Here is a 20,564-nt window from a genome sequence, read left to right on the forward strand (position 1 = left end):
ACAGACTCCAGCTTTCCGGTTCGCGGCGCTCGCCCGAGGATAAGTTACGCCCCGTAACTTGACGCTCTCCACCTTGCTAAACCGCAAGAGGCATTCGGAAACTTCCGAGGGCCGATGGAAAGCCCTGCTCAGCTCATCTTCAATCCCGCTTCCGGGCTCATTTCGTTTTACTTGACCCGAGTTGGTCGATAAACGCCAATCGCAACAATCGCTTTCACTGTGTCTCATACCATGGGGACTATCGATTATTGAGACAACAGACGAAAACTGCCGACTTGGGACAGTGGCCGTTTTTCAAGCTTGTCCGCAGCAGGGCTAGAGCAAAGCATTTGATCGGGTATCTTCTAAATTCCGTATCTAGCGCTCCCTGAAAGACCGATAAATCTGATCGGACATCGGCTTCATAATGAAGCTCAATGCTGTACGTTCGCTTCCCGTCAGCATGACTTCCGCTTCCATACCAGGCCCGATTGCTGCACCCTTGAGGCGCGCAATCTCACCAGCATCGAAGCCGATCCGGACTCGGAAGGCCGGCCGTTTGTACTCACCGACGAGTTCCTGATCCGGTGAAATCCACATCACCTTGCCGGTAAGTTCGGGAGTTGTCGTGCGGTCAAACGATGTGAAACGAATACGCGCCAATGACTTGTTATGAACACGGTCAATGTCCTTGGGGGGCACGAGCGCATCGACGATCAACTTGTCATTGTCGGGAACGATATAAGCCAGCGTATCGCCCGCAGAAATGACACCACCGACCGTATGAACTGTAAGCTCATGAATGCGTCCGGAGGCAGGCGCACGGACGTCGAGACGCTGCAGCTTGGTCTCAATCGCAACACGCTTCTCCGAGAGTTGACTGAGTTCACCCTCGACAGCCTGCAAATCCACAAGCGCCTCTTTTCGATAGTCCTGTTCAAGTTCGATTAATTTGAGCTCAAGCTCAGAAATTCGTCCCTTCGCCCTTGCCTTTTCCGCGTGTGCCTGACCGACTTCGCCCACCAGCCCTGCCTCTTCGCGCTGGATTGGCCCCCATCGGGTCAATGGCACCAAACCGTTTTTTGCAAGCTCGGAGAGCTTGCCGATTTCCTCGCGGGCAATATCAAGCTGCTTGTTGCGTGCATCTTCCGCAAACGTCAAGCCAACGACTTGTTGCTGCAGCTGATTGATCTGCTCTCTGAGTTGCAGCCGCTGCTGCTTCAAAACTTCGAGCTTGGTTGCGAACAGTTGCCTCTGCCCATCGACGATGGCTTTCAAATCCGCATCTTCATCGTTTCCCCCGCCGGCTTCCTGCGGAGGGACCCAATCAGGCAGCTTCTCAAGACGGTCGCGTTCGGCCTGCAGGCGCCATCGCTTCGCCGCAAGTTCGCAGATGCGTCGGCGCACCGTACCCATATCGGCCGAGAGCTGCTTGCCATCGAGCCGGAACAAGATGTTTCCCGCATCGACGTGCGAGCCGTCGTCGACGTAAATCTCAGAGACGATGCCACCGTCGGGATGCTGCACTTTCTTTTTCTGAGAATTGACGGAAACTGTCCCAGGCGCGATTACCGCGTCCTGAATTTTTGCGAAGGATGCCCAACTTCCCGTCGCGCCGACGATCACCATTGTCCCGGCGATTCCGAGCGCCGCATGGCGATTAAGACTTCTGACGGCACCTTCCAGATTATGCGCCAACGACATGAAGACCCCGCTCAGCCTGCTTTCGTACATTTGCCGCGAGTTGGGCAAGGACATCCTCCTTGCTTCCAAAGACGCCAGGCTGGCCATTCTCAAGCAAAAGCATCTTATTGACCTCAGATAGAATGGCGGATCTGTGCGCGGCGACGATGACGATAGATCCCGCGGCACGTAAATTGTGCAGAACGACAGCAAGAGCGTCCTCCCCGTGCCGGTCGAGGTGCGCGTTTGGTTCGTCGAGCACGATCAGGAAAGGCATTCCGTAGACGGCTCTTGCCAATCCGAGACGCTGCTTCTGCCCCGCCGATAAAGCAAAGCCGTTCGCCCCAACGAGGGTGTCGTATCCATCTTGAAGCGATAAGATGAGATCGTGGACGCCCGCCATTTCCGCCGCGGCGATGACCGCCTCCGAAGATACGTCTTTCTGAAATCGGGAGATATTCTGTCGGATGGTCCCATCCAGCAGCTGAACATCTTGCGCCAGATAGCCGATATGCTTCGCGCGGGCCGCCTCGCTCCATTGATCGAGCGTCGCGCCGTCTATGCGAATCTCACCGGAAAGCGTCTGAGACGATCCGACCAGCGCGCGCAAAAGCGAAGATTTTCCGGCACCGCTCGCCCCAATGACACCAAGACAATCGCCAGCCTCTACGCGAAATGAGACGTTGGGTAAGAGCAGCTTTCTGCTGCCTTGGGTACCGACAGCTATATTCGATACGGCAAGCGAGCGGCTCGGCGGCCGGAGTTCCGTTCGATCACTTAAATCCGGACCGCGCAACGTCAGTGCACTGAGCCTCTTCCAGCAACGACGAGCGGTAAGAATGGTGCGCCAATGAGCCACCGCCTGATCGACGGGAGCCAATGCTCGCGCGAAAATAATTGACGAGGCAATCAGGGCACCGCTTGAAAGCTCCATCTGCATGGTCAAATAGGCGCCGAGTCCAAGAATCGTAGACTGCATGATGAGACGCAGATTACGCGACACCACAGCATAAGATGCATTGCGGTCGCTACCGCCCTGAGTGCTTTCGATCGTGCGTGCATGGGCCAAGTTCCAATGGCGCCGAAGATTCGGAGCCATTCCCATACCATCCACGGTATCCATGTTTGAGCGAACGTCCGAGACGAACTGTTCTTCACTCCGCGACTGGAGTTCCGCAAATTGCGCCGGCTTGCGGCTTGTCCATTCGTTAAGACCCGCGATGACCAGGAAGATCACTGCGCTTCCCGTTGCCACCCAGCCGATAAGAGGATGCAAAAGGAAAATCAGCGCCATGTAGAACGGCAGCCACGGAATATCCAAAAGACCTACGGCTGCCGGGCCGCTGAGAAACTGCCGCACGACGGCAAGATCTCTAAGCGCGTAGCCCGCACCATCACCCGGCTGGCTGCGCATCGTGCTTCGATCAAAGGCCGCGTCCGCAAACTTCATATCGATAACGGAGCCGAGGCGCGCCATAAGACGCGTCCTGATCAGATCAAGAAAGCCATAGGCGATGAACAGCATAAGCGCCAAGGCGCTGAACGCGACTAGCGTCGGAAGACTATGTGCAGGAAGCACGCGATCATAGATTTGCAGCATGTAGAACGGTCCCGTGAGAACGAGGACGTTCATCGCTACGCTTATGAGAACCGCCCCAGCGATCCCCAGACGACACGTGGACCAAGCCGCTTTCATTAGGGTTGTTCCTGCTCCTAAATTCGATGAATTCGCTATTTTTAGGTTCATTGGAAAGAACGCTCCCGCGTGACAGACAGCAAAGAGCAAGCGGCGTGCCGCGAAAAAGCATCAATCTGGAACAAAATGCGGAAAAAGGCCGGCTCTGTCGCCAGCCAGAAAGAGCGATCGCAGTTATTAATCAGACGTCGCCCCAATTTGAACCGACGGATTTCTGTCGCAAGCATCTCATCCGGCGAGCCGCTTACAGCCTGCTCCCTTATTGCTGACGGGCGATGGAAAGGCCGTGACGCTCCCAGATCGCGGCCAGCTCCTTATTCGAGGGCGAACAGTAATTGAAGACGACATAGTCTTCTGGATTCTCGTACCCTGTGAGCTGCGCCATAACCAACAGCGAATCTCGCTGCTCACCAGCCTGTGCGTCCATCCACTGCCGAACATTCTCGCGAACCTTCTGTCGGTCGGAATGCGAAAGTTCTGCGTACCACTGAGAAAGCTCTTCACGATGGTTATGAACTTGCGCGGAATAGAGTCCGGCAGAAATGGCAACGCCTAGCGCAAGACCGAATAGCGCCACCTTGAAACTTGGCAATCGGCTACGACCAACGAAAACCCATCGTGCGCCGATCGTTGCCAGATACACCAATATGCCAAGGATAAGCGTGGAGCGGAGGTCATGGCCAATGGCGAACACGGCACCACCTAGGACCACGTTCGACAAGGCCGTAAAGAAACACGCTGCATGTGCGGCCAACTGGCTTCCCGCGCCGATCGCGCATTCAGCGAGCGAGGTTCTCCAACCAACAATTGGTACAATGCTATCGCATTCCGAGTACGACACGGCAGCGGGCTCCTATCCGCGATGCCTCTGGGCAGGTTCTGCCCAAGCTGACTTTAGTGGTTGACCGGATTGCTGCTACTCGCCTTTCCTTGGCGGCAACGCCCCGTGCATCCCGTCTTAACGCAAGATGCACAAAGCACCCCGTTCGGTGGACATGATCCAGAATGGTCGCAGTGATCTGGTTCGGATGTGGCGACGACAGATACGGCCGAGGCGTTCACTTCCAGCAAAATCCGCTTTCCTGCACTATCGAGAGAACGCACCTTGACTGTTCGCCCCGCGAGGATGCTGTCCAGAACACTTTTGACAAGCGCGTGACCCGTTCGCATATCGCCGATCATATCGGTGATCCAAAGGATATCACCCGATCTCCACTCGTCCGGACGCAAACGAATGGGCGCTTCAAGGTTGGAAGACAGGCGTTGGTCGATTTCGGGAGAGACAGAAGCCCAAAAGAGCACAGCAAGAGGCTCGCGCAGGCCGCTCTGATCCGGCTTCGTTTCAGCCATGGCTAGCTGGCCCGTGCTCAAAGCGGGCAGCACCATCCATTCAAGATCCGACAAGCTGAAATGCCGATGATTAGGCGACTGAAGCATCAGCCTGACGATCTGAGCCAATGCCATCGATGAGTTCATGATCGTGCGCCGACCTTGCGCGGGCTCATCAGATGTCAACCGAGCGACATTCGCATCCTGAGAGCGAATATTCGTGCTCGCATCATTCATCAGCATTCTGCGATACTCCGAGACGCGCCGCTGGCCGAAAGGTAATGATGCCGATGCGCGAACGCCGCCGACCAGCACACCAAAACGCTTCGTCCGAAAATATCCTCACACTGATTTTCATCAATTACCGATTCAATTTGAAGTTAATTTGCCCGAGGCCCATGGCGTTTGAAAACAGAGTGCGTCGCATCGCAGAAGATCGACTTAACTTAAAATGCAATCATTTTCTGTCACCCATCTTCAAGTTAGTCCAAACCGCCGCTAGTAGTTATCGCCGCTCAGGTTTTTCACTGCCCCAAAATGAAACGAAATTCATGGGGGCGCACAAGTTCATATCTTCGGCAGCGAGGAACGGGCGCCGAGATTTTCTGTGACTTGAAACCAGGAGCGGGACAGCGATGAGTTCTGGCAGTTGGAGTGACGTTGCACCCTGGCCTATCGTGGCCATCCATACCGTCATGACACCTGACGGAAAAATCCTGACGTTCGGCACGGATCAAAAGGGCGTACAAGGCAGTCACATGCTGTACGATCTTTGGGATCCAGCAACCGGCGTCCATACGACACTCAGCTACACACAGAATACGAACATCTTCTGTTCATGCTGCGTGATCGATCCCATCACCGATCACATCATCATAACGGGCGGTGATGCAAGCACCCTCGGGAATGTGAATGGTGGCGTCCCATACGTCCATACGTTCGATTATCAGACGGACCAGTTGACACTCAACAACGCCCAACCGCTTCAGAATTCGCGCTGGTACGCCACGACCATAACACTTGCTGACGGACGAATATTTGTCCTCGGCGGCTCAGACGCCAAACACACAGGCGTAGGCACTCCGGAGATCTATACGAGCGGCTCTGGCTGGAAAACGATGCCGGCATTGGCGAGCGCCGATATCGCGCACAATTGGTGGTATCCGCGAGCATGGTTATCGAGCGATGGATCCGTCGTCGGCTACTCGACATTTGGTGAGGGAGGAGGCGCGGGCGCAATTTTCAAGATCACCACCGACGGAACTGGCACGATCAGCCAAGTGGCACACACACCATTCGAGTCGGAAGATTACAACCCGGCGACCATGTTCGCACAGGACAAGATCCTGACGATCGATAAGTTCGGCAAAGCTTGGATCATGGATATCAGTGGGGGGACGCCAACTTTCACGCAGACTGATAGCGTAGGATCCAATCGCGCATGGTCAAATCTCACCAATTTAGCTGATGGGACCGTCCTTCTCACTGGAGGCAGCAATGGACTCGGCCCAAGTGGCTCCGGCTACGTCGCGACGGAGACCAACCAAGCTATCATCTGGAATCCGGAAACAGGCCATTGGACGTTAGACTCAAGCGCCGCTGTCGGGCGCTTCTATCATTCAACGGCAATCCTGTTGGCTGACGGCACCGTCCTCACGGCCGGCGGCGGCGCGCCGGGACCGCTGACGAACCTTAACTCCGAGATTTATACGCCCGGCTACCTGCTGAATGCCGACGGCACGTTGCGCACGGATCGGCCAGTTATTACCGAAGCGCCCAAGACTCTCCAGCAAGGACAGACATTCACGCTCACGCTCGACAATGCCGACGCCATCCAAAAATTGGAACTCGTGAAGTTCGGCTCTACCACACACGCGTTCGACGCCGAGCAGCGGTCGTTCAGCCTCTCGTTTACCCGTGTAGATGGACATACGTTACAAGTTACCCTTCCGTCGAACATTAACGTTCTTACAAACGGCTACTGGATGCTGTTCGCGAATAATGAGAACGGCACGCCATCTGTCGCCGCGACCATAAAGATCAGTCAGTTCGGTGTGGATACGATCGCTCCAAGCATATCAGACACCAACCTTATGTTGAACGGGACGGCCTCCCACACATTTGGCAGCGATATCTATACGCTCAATACAGATAACGCCGGACAAGCCGGTTCAGTGATGAGCGACAAGCGTATCGATCTCACGCATGACTTTGACGTGTCGTTCAGCATCAATCTAGGCTCGAAGGCAAACAGCGCTGACGGCATGGCATTCGTCCTGCATAACGACGCATTCGGCAACGATGCGATTGGTGGTGGTGGCGGCGGCCTCGGCGCCTCAGGACTGCGCAACGGTATCGCTATTCAGTTCGACACTTATCAGAACTCATCCCTCGGCGATATTGCCAGCGCTCATACAGGAATCGTCACCACCGACCCCGCCGCTGGCGTCTACCGATTGAGCGATCAAACGCCTCTCGGCAACCTCACTGACGGGCATTGGCACTCGGTCACAGTTTCGTGGGATTCGCAGAACCGGACACTAACTTATACCTACGACGGCGCGCAAATTGGGCATCTTCAACTCACGTCGGATCAATTCGCGCGCTACTTTGGCGGTTCGAGTTATGCATATTTCGGCGTGACGGGGGCGTCGGGCGGCATAGGCGGCATCCACCAGGTGCAATTCAATTCGTTCTCAGGAACACTCGAGGTCGGGCCACCTCCCGGCACCCCACATCCCCACGACGGCAGCATATTTGATGTCACGTCGCTTGGTCAGCATATCACTGTCAACGGCTCCTCGAGCTTCGAGAGAACCCACCAGACTCTGACGCTCACACCCGACGTCGGCGGCCAGGCTGGAACCGCGACTTTCAATGACAAGATCGATTTGACCCACGATTTCAACATTGCCTTCAGCGTCTACTTCGGTCCAGGTCAACCTGCTGACGGCATGGCGTTTGTGCTTCACAATGATCCCGACGGAGCAGCCGCTATCGGCGGCGGCGGCGGCCAGCTCGGAGCCATGGGCATACAAAATGGTCTCGCTATCGAGTTCGACACCTTCCAAAACACTACATTTAATGATCCAGCTTATTTCCACACCGACATCATTGATACGGATGCCACCCCAGGACAAAGTCTGACAGCGCCGACAAAGCTCGGCAACATCGTCGACGGTGGCTGGCACCAAGTCGGTGTCAGCTGGGATTCCCAGGCCCACGTGCTGCAGTATTGGGTGGATGGAAAACTCGGCGGCACGCTGACCGGCGATATCGCCAACCAGTACTTGGGCGGTCAAACGACCGCATATGCTGCGTTCACTGGCGCAACAGGCGGGGTCCATGACCTTCAGCAAGTTCGCGTTGCCGCAGTCGACGCCTACTTCGACAAGGTCAGCTCTAACTACGCCAATATTCAAGATCCGATCAAATTAGCCAATACCGCCAATCTCAATGGATCAGCGACCTACGACAGCGGCCATCACACGTTCACGCTAACGCCTGACGCGTCAGGTCAGGCCGGCTCCGTAATGCTCGACCAGCGCGTCGACCTCTCCTACGATTTCCAGATCTCATTCGATCTCTATTTAGGCAACAATGCCAAAGGTGCCGATGGCGTCGCATTCGTGCTCCAGAGCGACTCTCAAGGTGCGAATGCCCTTGGAGCTGGCGGAGGAAACTACGGCGCGGTGGGAATGAGCAATGGCCTTGGCATCGCCTTCGACACTTGGCAGAACGTCGCCCTTGGAGACGTTCCTGGAGATCACACCAACTTCTTTGACACCAGCGCACCCATTGCCTCAAGCCGGCTCAGCGATCAGCAAGCACTCGGGAACGGCAACGTGACGGATGGCCAATGGCATAATGTGCTTGTCAGTTGGGACGCCACCGACCAAACCATGACGTATTGGTTCGACGGAGTTCAGAAAGGAACCTTGACCCAGGACATCGTCGCCCAATACGAAGGTGGCTCGCAATACGCTTATCTCGGATTTACAGGCGGCACCGGCGGCGCCCACAATCTTCAGGAAGTTCATCTGAATTCGCTTACCGCGACGTTCGAGCCCAAATTACCTCAGGGCCGGCCCCACGACGGCAGCATATTTGATGTCACGTCGCTTGGTCAGCATATCACTGTCAACGGCTCCTCGAGCTTCGAGAGAACCCACCAGACTCTGACGCTCACACCCGACGTCGGCGGCCAGGCTGGAACCGCGACTTTCAATGACAAGATCGATTTGACCCACGATTTCAACATTGCCTTCAGCGTCTACTTCGGTCCAGGTCAACCTGCTGACGGCATGGCGTTTGTGCTTCACAATGATCCCGACGGAGCAGCCGCTATCGGCGGCGGCGGCGGCCAGCTCGGAGCCATGGGCATACAAAATGGTCTCGCTATCGAGTTCGACACCTTCCAAAACACTACATTTAATGATCCAGCTTATTTCCACACCGACATCATTGATACGGATGCCATCCCAGGACAAAGTCTGACAGCGCCGACAAAGCTCGGCAACATCGTCGACGGTGGCTGGCACCAAGTCGGTGTCAGCTGGGATTCCCAGGCCCACGTGCTGCAGTATTGGGTGGATGGAAAACTCGGCGGCACGCTGACCGGCGATATCGCCAACCAGTACTTGGGCGGTCAAACGACCGCATATGCTGCGTTCACTGGCGCAACAGGCGGGGTCCATGACCTTCAGCAAGTTCGCGTTGCCGCAGTCGACGCCTACTTCGACAAGGTCAGCTCTAACTACGCCAATATTCAAGATCCGATCAAATTAGCCAATACCGCCAATCTCAATGGATCAGCGACCTACGACAGCGGCCATCACACGTTCACGCTAACGCCTGACGCGTCAGGTCAGGCCGGCTCCGTAATGCTCGACCAGCGCGTCGACCTCTCCTACGATTTCCAGATCTCATTCGATCTCTATTTAGGCAACAATGCCAAAGGTGCCGATGGCGTCGCATTCGTGCTCCAGAGCGACTCTCAAGGTGCGAATGCCCTTGGAGCTGGCGGAGGAAACTACGGCGCGGTGGGAATGAGCAATGGCCTTGGCATCGCCTTCGACACTTGGCAGAACGTCGCCCTTGGAGACGTTCCTGGAGATCACACCAACTTCTTTGACACCAGCGCACCCATTGCCTCAAGCCGGCTCAGCGATCAGCAAGCACTCGGGAACGGCAACGTGACGGATGGCCAATGGCATAATGTGCTTGTCAGTTGGGACGCCACCGACCAAACCATGACGTATTGGTTCGACGGAGTTCAGAAAGGAACCTTGACCCAGGACATCGTCGCCCAATACGAAGGTGGCTCGCAATACGCTTATCTCGGATTTACAGGCGGCACCGGCGGCGCCCACAATCTTCAGGAAGTTCATCTGAATTCGCTTACCGCGACATGGGAATCTCAGACACATATCCTAGTTTAACTTTGTCGCGTCTCCGAAGCGCAAAAAGTGTGCATGCGTGAAGCGTTAGCGACTGTTGGTGAGGTGATCTAAGAGACTTCTCAACTCATCCGGTTGAAGGTCACTGCTTCGAAGTCTGCGTATTTGGTAGACGGCGCGTGGCCAACCGGAACGCATCCGCGGCGGCCACTGGCTGTGGGGAGCATGATCCGCCTACTGCCCGTCAGGGCGAAGCCCAGTTCTAAATTAGAACCCCGGACGTTATTGGCCTGCATTGGTGCTGACCGGAGAGCAGCCTAGGGCAGACTAGATGCTGGCAGGTTGTGAAGCCGGCGGCGAATAATTTCGGGACGAGCACGGCTGACGGCATTGTAGTGTCGCCACCATTTCTCAATTGGGCCTCGAGCTTCATGCAGTGTCGTCAAGATCTCGCCATTTAGAAGTTCGGCCCGATGCTTCGATTCGGGTCTCGCAATAGCCGTTTTCCATTCACCCGCCGGCCTTCGACGAGGAGCATCTCGCTCATGCGCTGATAGCCATACCGCCCCATGGGCATGACAGCCGCGGGATGTCAGCTGCGAGTTCCGCCAATCGGGAGCAGATATACATAACGCACTCCCGCCCGCTCCCATGAAGGGCGTGGTATTTTCCCTCAACAGCTCCAGTCGCTGACGTTTCAAACAAAGATTTTTACCGTCACACCCAAATAGAGTTTTGCAATAAAAGTCGCGACCGATTCATCGACGAAGATACTGTTTTAATGTTCTTGGCCATGCAGGATGAATGCGTTTAAGCAACCTCCACGTCATCGTTTTGGTCGCTGGTTCCAAAATATCCTGTAAATCGCGCAGCGTTTGCCGGGCGGACTCACTCTGATACAATTGTGCCGCTGTCGCCTCCCGTTTTCTTTCCATTTCAGCTACGAGCGAATTCAATCGAAACAATTCGGTCTCCATCGCTTGTTTTTTTGAGTCGACTTCCATTAGTTGTTTCGATATTCCGCGAGTGTGGATGCGGTGTTCGCGCTCTGACGACAAAAGGTCAGAAGCCAACTTATACCCAAAATCCATCGCCGGATATCCCATTTGATATCCAAGACTAGCGGCGGCGTCTTCAAGCAATTGCAGAACCGAATCTTGTAGTCGATCAGGAACATAAGGTTCATTCCCCAGCCTTTCGACACTCCTTTTGGCATCCGAAAAATCGACATTAAGCCCCGTTTGGCGAATTAAAGTTAACCGTGCTGCTCCCGCATAACTTTGATCATCCGCAAGTCGATCGGCCTCAATGACCTGGTCGGCCTCAGCATAGGCCTTCATCGAAAGATAAAGATGGAATCCAACGAATGCCTCGAATGCACTACCAATATCGTGAAACCCGCCAAACGGTCCTGGCTTCCCGGAAACATATCGCGTACGAAGCGTAGAAAAAAATGGATCATGCAAATTCGCCTCAAGTATGCGAAAGACGGTATGCAGGAAATACGAATTCCCATGATAATGTTGCGCAAGATACGACATCCATTGACAAAACAAATTGCGATACAAAAAAATGTTCCATCCACCGAATTCGCGTTTGATGGCTTTCAATCTGCCAAGAGTTCTACAGCACGTTAGAACTGGCTTTTGCCCCTTGTTCAGCGCGTGATTTATTAATCCAGCAATGTATGCTTTCTCATTATCACTCAGACTTCCATCGATCCCATCCGCCGGGATGAATGAATCATAAGCCATTTCTGGCATAAAATCGCGGATCCCTCCGTCCGCCGTAAAAAGCTCCGAAAACTCTCTAAAGTATGGCGCGGAAACCGGATGCATCGAATTCCAGGTGTCATAGCTTCGATTTGGCACGTCCTCCAGTCGAAGCGATGCCAAACTTTCGTGAAACACTTCGTAATAACAGCATGTATCTTCCAAACGTCGAAACGCATTCCAAAGCCACGTGCTGCTCGTCCGGAAACTCGAATGAATAAATACTATTCGACCCTGCGTTTTCGAGGATGAAGGCAACGCCTCATCTGAATCCACATAGACAATTTCATTCCGCACCGCGCCAATCTTCGCTCTACCAACCATAGCGTCGTTTCCAAAGACAATGCCGCGGTCCGTCCGATGCTTAGCATCCGGGCTATTTCGATCAGAACTTGAATGTGTCGGCAGCTTCACTGTTCTCATATCCTAGCGCGACAGAGTGCGACTCATCGACTGTAACCGTAAAAACTCCTTACTTAGGCTGGTTTCAACCGTTGCAAAGGAGCTTGTTACCGACATTCACAGGAGCTAGAGTTATGAACTGAAAAAGGAAGCTGATGCGAGGCTGTTCGAATCGAAAATTTGACAGTTTCGTTGCGCAGCCTTAGCGCGAAGCGCTGGCATAACGGCCGAGCTTCGCGAGTTCAACTTGACTTGCTCCCCAAAAGCTGGACCAGAGACCAAAGTGAAGTCCTTTAGCGGCCTCGAGAGCGGGACGAGGAAAGACGATGGAGTGCTCGAAGTTTAGGTCGCAGCGCTTCCGAGACGACAATTGGCGGGCACCTCATAAACTTAGCGCGCGGCGAACCGCGACCGCTACGAGATTCTGAAGGCGCGGATCTGTTCTCCGTTGCCAACTATTGTCCCGTCCCGAACGGTTCGATATTACCAACTACATCAGGCCAATTTGTTGAAAACCGATGGATTGTTATCATGGGGGCGCGGTACGAGCGGGCAAGCGAGGTTTGTCAAACGATAGGCCATGAGCGGCGCGACCGGCGCACGCCTCAAGAGTTGTACGTCGTCGCGACATCGACAGATTGCGAGCAATCTCAATCGCTGGGGTTTTGGCCTATGACTTCGGGCTCTGCGGGATTACCGTCGGGTCTAAAACGTTTGCCGCTGCTTATGAAGCAAAACATCTCCGGTCTTTTTGAGTTTCGATCCGTCGCACCGCGTCGAACTACCCGACTCATGTCAGTCATTTTGACTTGTTTTAGCAATGCAGATGGCCGTACCGACACATGTGCAGACTCGAGAAGTCCACCATGATCATATCTCATTCAAAAAAATTTATAATGTTGGCTCCATGGAAAACGGCTAGCCAGACGTGCCACGCGAGTCTCAAACGTTACAATGAGAGCCCTTACGATCGATACTTTCATTTTAATCCCAGCTTGGGTCGCGTTGTTCACCAGCATCTCACCCTTAGCGATCTCATGGCACTCCCTGAGGGTCGCCTCGGATATAAAAAAGCGGCATTTGTCCGTAATCCGTATGACAGAGCCTATTCTGGCTTTATTCAGATTCAGCGTGACTTTCAGATTCAGCCAAAAATTCCGATCGAGCCGAACTGGATCCGTGATTTGATCAAAGCTCAAATCAGTGAGAATATTTCCAAAGTCATCGCAGCGGGATTTGATTTTGATACATGGATAACTTTATTGTCTGAATATGAAATTTATCAACCAGGGCGCAACACCAACTTGCCGTTTCATCCCGCCCACTACTGGACGCACCATAATAATTATGTTGTTGACTTCATTGGAAAGGTTGAGAAATTCGACGAAGAATTTTTCCGCTTTTGTGAGCTTATGGAGCTCGATGTACCTAAAATTCAAAAGGCAAATATCAGCGAGGAAATATCACCTCCGCAATCACAATACTCACGATATGCACATAGGATGTCTCGAAGATCGTTGGACCGAATTAATGAATTGTTTGCGCGAGATTTCGAACTTTTTGAGTATCAAACTCTGTGATTAATCCTGTAGCTCCGGTCGCAGCCAATGAAGAGCGAGCGGAAGTTGAAGCTCGCCGGGCGATATGCCAACCTTCGACTATAGACACCGGCCAGCCCACCCGGGTTCGGTGATGAGCAGCGGACCTGGAAAAAGAACTATATCACAATACCTAGCATAAAAGCCGACCAAGCGTTCATCAGCTCCGGGCCGCTTTTCCAACAGCACGCCACGGGCATTACGCGGCTTCCACCTTGTTTGGAATGATGTGCGACAAGGCCATCTCAGCGACTTCGCTCGGGGGACCTGTCCCTTCGCTCACCCATCGCAGAACGCGCTTCTGAATTCGTGTGCCGTTGCCTCGACCTCAATCAGCGCAGAACCATCGTAATTGAAATATTTGAAAGCATTTCATTCCGACCGGGAAACACCAGTTCGCCAACAGGGCTCAGCGCCACGCGCTCGGAGAGCGGAGCCGCTCTCTCTCGGCCTTCATCCGCTCTTTCGCAATTGTTCCACAATTTAGCTTTCACGTCGAACTCATCGAGCGTGGCGCCACTCACTTCGTCGGAATGCGCGGCCATCAGGATGAGAAACTCAAGTGCCAGCTTGACGATGTTTGAGCGGTGTGCCTCACGCAGCATCGCAACGACCGCCGGCAGATCCGCATAGCGCAATGCCGTGAAGTGCTCGACCACGGCCGCCTGCTTCGGCAATCTGCCGACAACAATCCGGCAAGGATTTTCTCCTCTTCTATGCCCTGTGGCCGTCGGCTGATCGAAGACCGTGCGCAGGCGCTGCAGAACGCACCGCGCTGTATCAGGCTTCTCCGTCCGGATCGGCAACGGGATTTTCACGATATCGCCTGAGTGTTCGTGTTGACGGGTCACTTGCTGATTGTCGATAAGCAGGTCTCAAGCGTCGTCAGCCACTGCTTTGCGTGGTTGCCGTTGCGCCAGGTTTTGACATGCGCCTCATGCGCCGTTGTGGCTCACCCTTCGAACGTGGGGACGCCATTGCGTTCCGCACGCCGTCCGGCGACCGGATCTTGTACCAATTTCGCTTTCCGCCGCTTCATGCGCGAGATCACGCATCTGGGACAACGACACGTTCCTCGTGCAACCGAGACCAACGCGTCGCGCTGGCGACCGGAGACCTGAACACGAAGCACCCAGCGCGACGGATCGACGATGAGGTAGAGGCCGTTCCGGTCGCAGTAGCGCTCGGCACGCGCACGTTATCGACGAACGCCGCCGTTACGCGTCGCCGACTCCGATTGCCGTTCCTGATGTGTCCGTCATGATACCCTCCCAGCTTCACGCCACATACCACATTTTCGCGCGGATCAAGACGGATCAGAGGAAACTGTCGCGGACTATTGCGGATAGCAAAAATAATTGATTTTGCTTGGGGTACACTAGATACTGGCCAGCTAGCAGCGGATGGGTTCTACTTAGCCCCGTGATAAGGGGCAGGCCAGTGGACACAGCGCCAAAAATTTTCGTCCGGCCTCTTGAGCTTTTATCCCCCAGCGATCGATAATCGCAGTGCTATCACCTTCGCAAATTTTGATGGGAACCTTCTGTGTCTCGCCATTTGCCGTATCACCTCATTTTGGGCGGCGCAGGATTCATCGGAAAGCATGTTGCATACGAGCTCGCGCGTTCAGGAGCCTCCGTACGAATTGCGGATCGCACCCCTATAGCGGGGCGGTTGCCTGATGACATTGCTTCTCGTATCAGCTTCCAAAGATGCGACCTCAGTTGCGCAGATTGGGACGATCTAATCGCTAGTGCCTGCGTGATTTATCATTTTGCTTGGTCATCGATACCCGCTTCTGCGAATGAGGACATCATTAAAGACGTAGGAGCGAACGTGATTCCGACCTTAAAACTTCTCGAAGCGATCAAGCGTCGGCAGCCGCACGCACCTCGACTAATTTTCGCCTCCTCGGGCGGCACCGTCTACGGAATTCCAGACGAAGTGCCAATCCCAGAGACACACAAACTTTGTCCCATCACCGGATATGGAGCCGGTAAGGCAGCCGTTGAGCTATATATTAGCACCTATAGGGCCTTGTATGATTTAGACATACGCACTGTGCGTTTAGCCAATCCTTTTGGTGCGGGGCAGAATGTTTCAACGGGCCAAGGTGCCGCAACTACTTTCCTTCAGCTCGCAATTAGCGAGAAGCCGATCACAATATGGGGTGATGGACGTGTGATCCGCGACTATATTTACATCTCAGATGCGGTCGCAGGCATCTTGGCCGTAGCGGGAACAGAAAAAAGCGCAAAATTCTGGACCTATAACATCGGCAGCGGAGTAGGCATCTCGTTGAACGAGATAATTCACGAGTTAGAAGCCGAATTGGGGCGGAAACTCCAAGTCACTCACCGATGTGGTCGTGCCTTCGACGTTCCCACCAATATTTTAGACATTTCTGCAACGACAGCGACATGTGGCTGGCGACCCCGACTGTCATTCGGAGAAGGGCTGCGTCGGACTTTGCAGGATCTTCAGCATCAGAAAGAAGGCTATATGGACCGTGGGTGAGATCTTCGAGCGTAAACGACCAGAGACGCCGCTTGCTTGGACCGGCGAACGTCTCACGACGGATACCTCTGGACAGGTGGAGATAGAGCATCTTCACCGCTATTTCTACGCGCGGAGCCTATGTATCGGGCTTGACGTCCTAGACGTTGCATCGGGCGAGGGTTATGGCTCTGCGCTTTTGGCACAGTTGGCGCGCTCTGTTGTTGGTGTTGAAGTCTCCGAGGACGCAGTTGAACATGCAAATAGGTATTATGCTGGCCCCAATTTAGAGTTTCGAGTGGGAGACGCGAGAACCCTCCCAATTCCAGACTCCTGCGTCGATATGGTGGTGAGCTTCGAAACCATCGAACACTTCACCGAACACGATGCATTCCTCAGCGAAGTTGCGCGCGTCCTACGCCCACACGGTCGCCTCATAATTTCCTCGCCCGACAGAGATATCTATTCTCCGTCGGGGAGTTCCGCGAACGCTTTTCATAAACGCGAATTGTCACGTGCCGAGTTTGTGGACGTGTTGGGGCGCACTTTCCGACATGTCCGTTGCTTATCGCAGCGAACTTTAATCGGGTCTGCGTTGATAGCAGACTCCCCCCCCTCCTCTATCTCAAATATCATATATGAAAAGCGGGGGACATATCATTTCGAGGCATGTGAGAGCTTGCCACGAGCGCCATATATAATCGCGGCTTGCTCCAATACTGACTTAGACCTACTTCCCAACTCGATTTATATTGATAGCAGTGAAGTTGGCATGACACTTTCCAAAGCAGCGCAGTATGAGGAGGTCGCCGGCTGTCGGAAAGAAATTGAACTTCTCCGGGATGCGCGCGATTGCGCGCGAGAGGAACTTGGCAAAAGCATTGAACAAGCCAATCTGCAAGCCGATAATTTTCGACAACAATTGGCCAGAGCAAGTAACACCATAGAGCGACTTCAATTGGAACTAAATCAGGCCGAGAGCCAAAGATCACAATACAAGCAGCAGCTCGATGTCTTAACTCGCGAGTTCGCGGATAAGCAGTTCAAAGTTGACGAACTGACCACGGACTTGAATGAGCAGGCAGAAGCTCGGACAGAGCTGCATCGCGAATTAGCGAAACTACAAACCTCTCATATGCTTATCACTCAACATCGCGACGCTTTACGCTCGCGAATCAGAAGATCGACCATTTCCAAAAGAACACCGCATATCGCCATGCAGGTTCAGGATGCTTCAACTCGAGCTTCCGAATGGGAGGCAAAATACAACGTTTTACGGGAACGTCTCGAGTTAATTCTCACTCGGTTTCGGAGCAAACAGATAGCGAGACTCTTTTCAAAAAAGATGCGCGTGGCTGTTCGACAAGCTCTTCGGGACAGTGATGGGACGAGCATTTAAAAATGTCGATTGATGAGCATTATCATCTTCTGGCTGCTTCTGAGCTATTCGACAGATCGTTCTACGTTGCCCAAGCTCGGTTAGCGCCTAGAATAGATCCAATCGCGCACTATCTGGAAGTGGGCTGGAAGCTGGGATTGGAACCCGGCCCCCATTTTGACGGCGTCTTCTTAAAACCATTTTATGAAGTCAGTGCACTGCATGGTCCTCCGGCGATTGTATGGCTGGAACTATCAGCTTTGGGAGGCCCTCTGCCTCGCAATCAGGTCGAAGCGGAGAACGAAGCTTCCAAGCTGCGAGCGTGTAAGACGTTTTGTCCAGAGTACTACGGTCAATTTCTCCCTACTTCCATGGATCCGGCCCATCACTATGTAGTCGTCGGGAAACGGCTCGGCTTCAAACCATCGCCTTTGCTCGATCCAACATTTTATCTTGAGAGATACCCAGACGTCGCGGATGCCGATATCTCGGCAATCGATCACTTCGAATACTCAGGGAAACAGGAGGGCAGAAGACCGCTGCCGGCTGTCGAAAGGCTTCAATTCCCGCCGATCGATTTCCGTTCACAGCGCACCATTGTCGTGGTGTGCCACGAAGCTTCACGAACGGGAGCACCTCTGTTGGGATTAAACCTAGTTCGCGAGCTTTCGTCGTCCTACAATGTGATTTCGCTACTTCTACGTGGCGGTGAGTTAAACGACAACTTTCGCGAGCTATCGGCAGCCACAATAGGCCCTTTGGTCTGGGAGGAATGGCATCCTGCCGAAGCTGTGCGCCTCGCAGATCGAATAGTAGACCAGTATAAGCCCGCATATGTCATTGCAAACAGCATCGAAACGCACCTGATGATTCCGGCGTTCGCGAGGGCGGGGGTGCCAACAGTTTCGTTGATTCACGAGTTTGCAGCCTACACACGTCCGTTGGAAAAGATGCGCGATGCCTTCGATTGGGCGCATCACGTCGTTTTCCCTGCGGAAATCGTCGCTCAATCTTCATTTCGCGCGTTTCCAGGCCTCGGAAAGCGCCCAAATATTCATGTTTTGCCTCAAGGCGTAGTGGATTTTGCCGAAGAACAATCGCAATCCGCACGTCCTTCGCGGACAGGATCACCGAGAAACTTGAAGTCAGGCGGTGAATTTCTGGTCCTTGGTGTGGGCTCCGTACACATCCGCAAGGGCGTAGATCTTTTCATTGCTGCCGCGGCTGCCGTCCGGAAAAAGTATCCTGATATAGAGTTCAGGTTCATATGGGTCGGCCATGGCTATGACCCCATAAACGAACACGGCTACTCCCCCTACTTATCGGATCAGATCGAAAGGTCGGGGCTCGCAGATATCGTTAGCATCATTCCACCCGCCGATGATTTAGAGACGCTCTACGAGATTAGCGATGCACTGTTTATGTGCTCCAGGCTAGATCCGCAGCCGAACGTGGGGATTGACGCGATAGTCCGCGGCCTGCCCATCGTTTGCTTTGGCGACGCGTCAGGCACAGCTGAAGTGTTGGCCCAAAACCCAGCGACAGCTCATTTGGTCGTGCCATATCTCGACGTTGCATCAGCCGCAGAAGTTATTGGCAGCCTGGCGAGGAATAGAACAAGCTTGGGCCCACTTCGCGCGGAACTCTCGGCCCTGGGACGTCATAAATTCAATTTCTCCAGCTATGCATCGAAATTGGACACCATGGGTTCAGCGGCAGCCGCGGCGTTGCATGCCGCAGACTTTGACCTACTATCGGCCATGGATCCGGCCGAGCTGGAAACAGCTTTGCCCCCGACAACGATTGTGTCATCAGAACATGATGCCGCTTGGCAAATAATGCAACAATGGGCGGTGAATGGTCTCGCGTATGACACGGCTCTCAACTCGCAGTTTCGTAGGCCATATCCCGGGTTTCATCCGCAGATTTATGCGGAGCGTCATCCTGAATGTACTGAGCTCGGCGCCAATCCATTGGCCCACTGGCTACGTTCCGAAAAGCCCGATGGTCCATGGATTCGAAAAGTTTATTATCCGACGGAGACGTCCTCAAGCAGTTCGATTAAGTTGGCCCTTCACGCGCACTTTTTCTATGAAGATCTTGCGGCCGAATTGCTGCTAAGGCTGCAGCTGAATCGAACGCCCTGCGATTTGTTTTTGACGACCGACACTTGGGAAAAAGCGCAGAGCTTAAAAGTTATATTTCGCCGATATGCGTATCGCGTAGAGGTGGACGTCGTTCCGAATAGGGGGCGAGACATCGGACCATTTTTAACGCACCTTCGAGAAAAACTCGGGACTTGTGACTACGATGTCATCGGGCATGTCCATGGAAAGAAGAGTGCAACGATCAATAGTGAGATGGGCAATACTTGGCGGACATTTTTGTGGGAGCATCTCGTGGGAGGCGAGCACGCAATGGTCGATCTCGTGAGATCGATATTTGCAGCAACGCCAAAGCTGGGATTGCTGATGGCCGAAGATCCCCATCTGGTTGGCTGGACCTCGAACCGGCAGATTGCAGAAGAACTGCAGGTGCGCATGGGGTTATTGACGCCGCTGCCAGAGTTTTTTGATTTCCCGCTGGGCACAATGTTTTGGTGTCGACCTGAGGCTTTAACCGATATTTTTGATTTGCGGTTTGCGTGGTCAGATTACCCAGAAGAGCCCTTAAATGAGGATGGGACGTTATTGCACACACTAGAGCGCCTAATACCGCATGCGGTACGAAACAAGGGGTATGACATCGCGAGCGTATGTATCCCGGAGATAACTTGGTGATCACTCCCATCAAGGTTGCCTTCAACTTGCTTGCGCATTGTCCCGCCAAAAC

Annotated in this window: 11 protein-coding genes; 5 read left to right on the top strand and 6 right to left on the bottom strand. The window is 53.7% G+C overall.

Annotated features, from left to right (window positions below; all coding sequences use genetic code 11):
• Window positions 1–357: 357 nt before the first annotated feature.
• The 4 genes from RLW55_RS16360 to RLW55_RS16375 form a co-directional block, all read right to left on the bottom strand.
• Window positions 358–1,683 (bottom strand): HlyD family type I secretion periplasmic adaptor subunit, encoded by a 1,326-nt coding sequence (locus tag RLW55_RS16360; RefSeq protein WP_423414760.1) that lies wholly within the window; start codon window positions 1,681–1,683, stop codon window positions 358–360.
• Window positions 1,667–3,409, bottom strand: coding sequence for a type I secretion system permease/ATPase (locus tag RLW55_RS16365; RefSeq protein ID WP_423414761.1), 1,743 nt, complete (start codon window positions 3,407–3,409; stop codon window positions 1,667–1,669). The genes RLW55_RS16360 and RLW55_RS16365 overlap by 17 nt, the downstream gene beginning before the upstream one ends.
• Before the next feature lie 208 nt (window positions 3,410–3,617).
• Window positions 3,618–4,199, bottom strand: coding sequence for a hypothetical protein (locus RLW55_RS16370; RefSeq protein WP_423414762.1), 582 nt, complete (start codon window positions 4,197–4,199; stop codon window positions 3,618–3,620).
• Window positions 4,200–4,252: 53 nt separating this feature from the next.
• On the bottom strand, window positions 4,253–4,930 hold the full coding sequence (locus tag RLW55_RS16375) for a toxin-activating lysine-acyltransferase (protein WP_423414763.1): 678 nt from the start codon (window positions 4,928–4,930) through the stop codon (window positions 4,253–4,255).
• Window positions 4,931–5,532: 602 nt separating this feature from the next.
• On the opposite strand from RLW55_RS16375, the gene RLW55_RS16380 reads away from it, so the two are divergent.
• On the top strand, window positions 5,533–10,128 hold the full coding sequence (locus RLW55_RS16380) for a lectin-like domain-containing protein (RefSeq protein WP_423414764.1): 4,596 nt from the start codon (window positions 5,533–5,535) through the stop codon (window positions 10,126–10,128).
• Between the two features lie 716 nt (window positions 10,129–10,844).
• Here RLW55_RS16380 and RLW55_RS16385 read toward each other — a convergent pair.
• Window positions 10,845–12,272 (bottom strand): hypothetical protein, encoded by a 1,428-nt coding sequence (locus RLW55_RS16385; RefSeq protein WP_423414765.1) that lies wholly within the window; start codon window positions 12,270–12,272, stop codon window positions 10,845–10,847.
• An 854-nt stretch (window positions 12,273–13,126) separates the two neighbouring features.
• On the opposite strand from RLW55_RS16385, the gene RLW55_RS16390 reads away from it, so the two are divergent.
• The gene (locus tag RLW55_RS16390; RefSeq protein ID WP_423414766.1) at window positions 13,127–13,840 is read left to right on the top strand and encodes a sulfotransferase family 2 domain-containing protein; all 714 of its coding nucleotides are present in this window, start codon (window positions 13,127–13,129) and stop codon (window positions 13,838–13,840) included.
• Window positions 13,841–14,190: 350 nt separating this feature from the next.
• Here the strand turns inward: RLW55_RS16390 and RLW55_RS16395 are convergent, their stop codons facing one another.
• The gene (locus tag RLW55_RS16395) at window positions 14,191–14,709 is read right to left on the bottom strand and encodes a tyrosine-type recombinase/integrase (RefSeq protein WP_423414767.1); all 519 of its coding nucleotides are present in this window, start codon (window positions 14,707–14,709) and stop codon (window positions 14,191–14,193) included.
• A 694-nt stretch (window positions 14,710–15,403) separates the two neighbouring features.
• Between RLW55_RS16395 and RLW55_RS16400 the strand changes: the two genes are divergently transcribed.
• From RLW55_RS16400 to RLW55_RS16410, 3 genes are read left to right on the top strand one after another with little or no spacing between them, the layout of a single operon-like run.
• Window positions 15,404–16,375 carry an NAD-dependent epimerase/dehydratase family protein gene (locus RLW55_RS16400; protein ID WP_423414768.1) on the top strand — a complete coding sequence of 324 codons (972 nt, stop codon included), beginning with the start codon at window positions 15,404–15,406 and terminating at the stop codon, window positions 16,373–16,375.
• Complete coding sequence (locus tag RLW55_RS16405) at window positions 16,368–17,753, top strand: methyltransferase domain-containing protein (protein WP_423414769.1); 1,386 nt, start codon at window positions 16,368–16,370, stop codon at window positions 17,751–17,753. The genes RLW55_RS16400 and RLW55_RS16405 overlap by 8 nt, the downstream gene beginning before the upstream one ends.
• A gap of 2 nt (window positions 17,754–17,755) precedes the next feature.
• On the top strand, window positions 17,756–20,512 hold the full coding sequence (locus RLW55_RS16410) for a rhamnan synthesis F family protein (protein WP_423414770.1): 2,757 nt from the start codon (window positions 17,756–17,758) through the stop codon (window positions 20,510–20,512).
• Window positions 20,513–20,564 lie beyond the last annotated feature (52 nt).

It is taken from the genome of Hyphomicrobium sp. B1 (assembly GCF_049532635.1).
In the GTDB taxonomy this organism is placed as follows: domain Bacteria; phylum Pseudomonadota; class Alphaproteobacteria; order Rhizobiales; family Hyphomicrobiaceae; genus Hyphomicrobium_B.

Excerpts from the sequence above, each read along its gene's own strand:
- RLW55_RS16410 (WP_423414770.1), top strand. The coding sequence starts at position 17,756 with ATGTCGATTGATGAGCATTATCATCTTCTGGCTGCTTCTGAGCTATTC.
- RLW55_RS16360 (WP_423414760.1), bottom strand. The coding sequence starts at position 1,683 with ATGTCGTTGGCGCATAATCTGGAAGGTGCCGTCAGAAGTCTTAATCGC.
- RLW55_RS16365 (WP_423414761.1), bottom strand. The coding sequence starts at position 3,409 with ATGAACCTAAAAATAGCGAATTCATCGAATTTAGGAGCAGGAACAACC.
- RLW55_RS16390 (WP_423414766.1), top strand. The coding sequence starts at position 13,127 with ATGATCATATCTCATTCAAAAAAATTTATAATGTTGGCTCCATGGAAA.
- RLW55_RS16375 (WP_423414763.1), bottom strand. The coding sequence starts at position 4,930 with ATGCTGATGAATGATGCGAGCACGAATATTCGCTCTCAGGATGCGAAT.